This window comes from Stenotrophomonas sp. 05L44_2, from assembly GCF_056665995.1.
Window position 1 is genome coordinate 1 of the sequence record NZ_JBFTNR010000291.1, and the last position, 4,805, is coordinate 4,805.

Annotated in this window: 5 protein-coding genes; 2 read left to right on the plus strand and 3 right to left on the minus strand. The window is 67.3% G+C overall.

The genetic code is table 11. The annotated features are described in order from the left end of the window. Positions 1-894: methyltransferase (locus tag AC1VAN_RS11595; protein WP_480985846.1), on the minus strand; the 894-nt coding region annotated here is incomplete at its 3' end. Between the two features lie 161 nt (positions 895-1,055). Here AC1VAN_RS11595 and AC1VAN_RS11600 point away from each other — a divergent pair. Further along, a complete protein-coding gene (locus tag AC1VAN_RS11600) occupies positions 1,056-1,319 on the plus strand; it encodes a hypothetical protein (RefSeq protein WP_025878415.1) in 264 nt (87 codons plus the stop codon). Positions 1,320-1,439: 120 nt separating this feature from the next. Here the strand turns inward: AC1VAN_RS11600 and AC1VAN_RS11605 are convergent, their stop codons facing one another. Together AC1VAN_RS11605 and AC1VAN_RS11610 are read right to left on the minus strand one after the other, a co-directional pair. Next, entirely contained in the window at positions 1,440-1,730 is a 291-nt protein-coding gene (locus tag AC1VAN_RS11605; RefSeq protein ID WP_025878414.1) for a DUF3247 family protein, read from the minus strand. Between the two features lie 44 nt (positions 1,731-1,774). Continuing rightward, positions 1,775-3,760, minus strand: coding sequence for a hybrid sensor histidine kinase/response regulator (locus tag AC1VAN_RS11610; RefSeq protein WP_223483302.1), 1,986 nt, complete (start codon positions 3,758-3,760; stop codon positions 1,775-1,777). A gap of 252 nt (positions 3,761-4,012) precedes the next feature. Between AC1VAN_RS11610 and AC1VAN_RS11615 the strand changes: the two genes are divergently transcribed. Further along, positions 4,013-4,579, plus strand: coding sequence for a DUF3016 domain-containing protein (locus AC1VAN_RS11615; protein WP_025878412.1), 567 nt, complete (start codon positions 4,013-4,015; stop codon positions 4,577-4,579). The last annotated feature ends 226 nt before the right edge of the window (positions 4,580-4,805 follow it).

Genomic DNA, 4,805 nt, shown 5'->3' on the forward strand with positions numbered 1-4,805 from the left:
GCGCTGGCCGATGTCCGGGCGATCCGCACGCGAGGGCGTGTGGAACGGCGGGTTGCTGATGATGACGTCGTAGTCCGGCTCGATACCGGCGGTGACGTCGCGCCACAGGAAGCGCAGCGGCACGGGGCGCGGTGGCGGTGCCAGATTGAGTTCGGCCAGGTCCAGCGCGCGCTTCTCGGCCTCGTACAGGTCCAGCGCGGTGATCTTCGGGCAGCGCTCCAGCAGTTCACGCGACAGGTAGCCGTAACCGGCACCGAGGTCAGCTGCACGCCCGGCCAGGTCGGCCGGCAGATGCTCGGCCAGCAGGGCCGACGCCGGGTCGATGCGGTCCCAGGCGAACACGCCCGGACGGCTGAGGAAACGGCCGCCGACGATCGGCCGCACTGCGTCCAGCGCGCCCCAGCGCTTGGCTACGTCCACATCGTGCTGGCCCTGCAGCGGAGCGGTCCAGAACACGCGGCAGTGGTTCTTGGTCAGGCTGCCGCCGAGGCCAGCCAGCTGCTTGAGGTCGCCTTCGCCGGAGCGGGCACCTTCGTTGTTGTGCTGGCAGGCCACGATGCGGCCACCCTCGGCGACCAGCGCCAGGGCGCGGGCGAACAGCGCGCGGGCTTCCTCGCGCTGGCGCGGCGGCAGCACCAGCACCAGCGGGTAACGGCCGCGGCCGGCAACATCATCCAGCTGCCCGCTGACGGTCCAGCCAGCGGCCTGCTGCAGCGGCTGCGCGAACGGGGCGAAGCTCTGTTCGCAGTCGACTTCGCGGCCGCCGGCCTGCTCGCGCAGTGGCCAGCCGTCACGGGCGCGCAGGAAGGCCACCGGGCCCTCCGGCCAGCGCAGGGCGCCGCTGGAGAACGGCAGGAACAGGGTCTGCAGGGGGGCGTCGTCGCTGGATGCCATCGGCGCGGGTACTGGAAGCGTGAGGGCCGTCCATTGTACCGGCTTGTCCGCCCCGGCCCGGCCCCGGCCACCGCTTTGCGAAACTTCAACGTTGCCTTGATGCCGCAGCAACATGCCAGCGTTCAGGGTAGAAGCTCCCCCGCAACCCCTGGAGATCCTGCATGCGTGCCTTGTTCGTCGGAGGTGTCGTCGACAACAGTGAAATGGACCTGGAAGGCAGCCATCCCCCCGTGCATTACCCGGAGGACACCGGCGGCGGCCATTCCCGCTACCGCCTGCACCAGGTTGGCCACGGCGCCGATGGCAGCGTGGCCTACGCCGTCTATGGCGCGCCGGATCTGGCAGACGATGAAGTGACCCGGGTAGCCGAGGAGCGCGCGTATGCGCGCAGGTTCGAAGCGACGGCAACGCTGTTCGAACATTGACCACCGCAGCCACGCATGGCGTGGCTCTACTGTTCGAATGACCATCGCAGCCACGCTTGGCGTGGCGTGGCTCTACAGTAGATCCACGCCATGCGTGGATGCAGCCATCTGCACTTGCCGTCAGAGCCTCGGCGGCAACCTGCGGATGCTGGCGATTTCATCCAGCCACACGTGATGCTGCTGCACCGGCGCATCAAGATCGTCCAGCCGCAGCTGGCCATTGCTGCCTTCGTCGCCGGCGTCGTTGCGGTACTGCTGCAGCGTCGGCTGCACCGCAACCGTGCCCAGCAGGCGTCGGCCATCGTGCAGGGTCAGCTGCACCTCGGTTTCCCCCTGCAACTGCGGCAACAGGGCTTCCAGGCGCGCGATCTGCGCGGAATCAGTATGGATACGGGGAGCAATACGGGACATCGGCAACCTCCTGAACTGCAGGGTCGCCGATTGTCCGTGAATGCTCAGTGCAGCAGGCTGTCCCCGCGCGTGGCCTGCACGCGCCGCACCACACCCACCAGCTGGGCCACCGAATACGGCTTGGCCACATGCTCCTGGAAGCCCGAGGCCAACGCACGGCGACGGTCATCGGCACGCGCCAGCGCAGTCACCGCTACCGCAGGCAGCGCTGCCGCATCCACGCCCAAGTCCTGCCGCAACGTGCTTACCAGGCCATAGCCATCCATGCCCGGCATGCCGATGTCGGTCAGCAGCACCTGGTACTGCAGGTGGCCATTGTCGGCCAGCAGCGCCAGCGCTTCGCCCGCCGAACTGGCGGCGGACACGCTCGCGCCCTGCTCTTCCAGCATGCGCCGCAGGTACTCCAGCACTTCAGGCTGGTCTTCCACCGCCAGCACATGCAGGCCGCGCAGCGGGTACGGCTCGACCACCATCGGTTCCAGGATAGGACCGCTGACGACCTCACGCAGCGGACGCCGTTCGGCATCCGGCAGATGCTGCGGCAGGCGCACGGTGAAGGTGGAGCCGTGACCGTGGCCATCGCTGGCCGCGCTGACCGAACCGCCGTGCAACTCGACCAGCTGCTGCACGATGGCCAGGCCCAAGCCCAGACCGCCATGGCGGCGGGTGGTGGTGCCGTCGGCCTGGCGGAAGCGGCTGAACAGATGGTTCAGGAACTCCGGCGCGATGCCGTCGCCGGTATCGCGCACGGTGATCGTCCAATAGTTGCCATCGGCCTGCAGCTGCACGTCGATGCGGCCTTCGGCCGGGGTGAACTTGATCGCGTTGGACAACAGGTTCCAGAACACCTGCTGCAGCCGGGTGGCATCGCCCAGCACCTGGCAGGGCTGTGCCGGCAGCTGCAGGGTGACGTCCAGCGCCTTGCCCTCGGCCACCAGCTCCTGTGCGCCCATCGCTTCGTTCAACTGGTCGCGCAGGTCCAGCACTTCCACTTCCAGCTGCACCTTGCCCAGCAGCATGCTGCTGAGGTCGAGCATGTCCGAGATCAACCGCTTCTGCGCGGTCGCGCTGTTGGCGATCACGCCCAGGCCCTTGTACAGCGGGCTGGTGGAATCGACGCGCTGCAGCAGCAGTTCACTCCAGCCCAGGATCGTGGTCAGCGGCGTGCGCAGCTCGTGCGACAGCGTGGCCAGGAACTCATCCTTCAGCCGCGCCATGTTTTCGGCCGCACTGCGCGCGGCACGCTCGGACTGCAGCAGTTCCTCGCGCGCCAGTTCGATCTCGCGGCGCTCGGTGACATCCGGGCTGCTGCCGGCCAGGCCGATGAAACGGCCCATCCGCGAGAAGCGCGGACGTGCGTTCATTTCCAGCCAGCGCCACTGCCCATCGGCACGACGCGCACGCACCAACGCATGCATCGAACGCTGCGCCTTCAGTGCTTCCTGCAGTTCGTATTCAAATACCGACGCATCGTCGGGATGCACCAGGCCGCGCCAGACATCTTCGGGCACCCGGTTCTCGTCGCCGCCGAAGAACTCGCTGAAGGCACTGTTGACGAAGCGGGCGTGGCCGCGCTCGTCCAGTACCCACACCGGCATCGGCAGACCATCGGCCAACGCACTGAAACGGGCCTCGCTCTCGCCCAGTTCCACTTCCATCTGCTTGCGCGCGGTCACGTCGAAGAACAGGATGCCGACCTTGTCCTCGCCCGGCTGGCCAACCCGAACGGCATCCACGGCGAACGTGCGCCCCAGGGCACGGGCATCCATTTCGAACTGGGCCGGTCGCCCGGTCCGCGCCACTTCGCCGTAGATCCGGAACCAGTCACCTTCGTGATGGGGCTCCAGCGTGCTCATGCGCTTGCCACAGGCATCCTTCAGCCCGGTATGGCGCTCGAAGGCATCGTTGACCTCGAGGAAGCGGTAGTCGATCGCCTCGTCGCCATCGAACAGCACCTGGATCACACAGAAACCTGCGTGGATGCGCTCAAGCACGCCATGGTGCAGGTCGGTTTCGGGCGTCGGCACCATCAAGGGTGAGCGCTCCACGAGGGGCGGCAGTGTGGACAAGGGCGTGGGAGGAAAAGACCGGATGGAGGTACAGCATCTTCCAGAGTGCGTATTCACAGCGTCAAGCGCCGTCAGTCACGGTTGACGACCATGAATTGGCGGCAACTGTTGACGCATTTGACGCTACTGGCCATTGCTGCGGCCGCGCGGCGGGATCACACTCGATCCGAGATCATCATCATCCTCCCCGCTTCGGGGACGCAGGAGACCGCCATGAAAGGTTCGCTTTCAACCGCCCTGCTGCTGGCCGGCATGCTTGCCGTGGGCAGCGTGGCCGCCGCGCCGCGGACGGTAACCGCGCCCGATGCGCCGCGCGCACTACAGGCCGACGGCCCGGTCAGCGTGCAGTGGAATGATCCGGCCAAGTTCACCGAGATCCGCCAGAGCACCAACCGCTTCGAGGCCGAACGCGGGGACTGGGTGCAGCAGCTGGCACGCTACGTGCAGACCAGCGCCGCCAAGCCCCTGCAGGCCGGGCAGACGCTGGAGGTAACCCTGGTGGACGTCAAGCGCGCAGGCGACTACGAGCCCTGGCACGGCCCGCGTGGCCGCGACATCCGGATCATGCGCGACATCTACCCACCGCGGATCACCCTGCAGTACACGCTGAAGGACGCCAGCGGGCGCATCATCGATGAAGGCGACGCCCGCCTGAGCGACAGCGGCTACCTGCACAACATCGGCCTGAAGAGCGATACCGATCCGCTGCGCTATGAAAAGCGCCTGATCGATGACTGGGTGAAGCGCCAGCTGACCTCACGCGTTACCGCTGCCCGGTAGGTGTCGACCTTGGTCGACACGCAGCCACAGCGCCGACCAGGGTTTGATCCGATCCGGTAGGTGTYGACCTTGGTCGACACGCATTCACAGCGCCGACCAAGGTCGGCAGCTACCAGAGCCGGTCAGTCCTGGTAGACGCGTGCCACGCGCTTGACGCCGCACGGCAGCTGGTAGGCACTGACACCGCAGCGCGGCGCCAGCTCGGACAGGGTCGGCGCCGTACCCC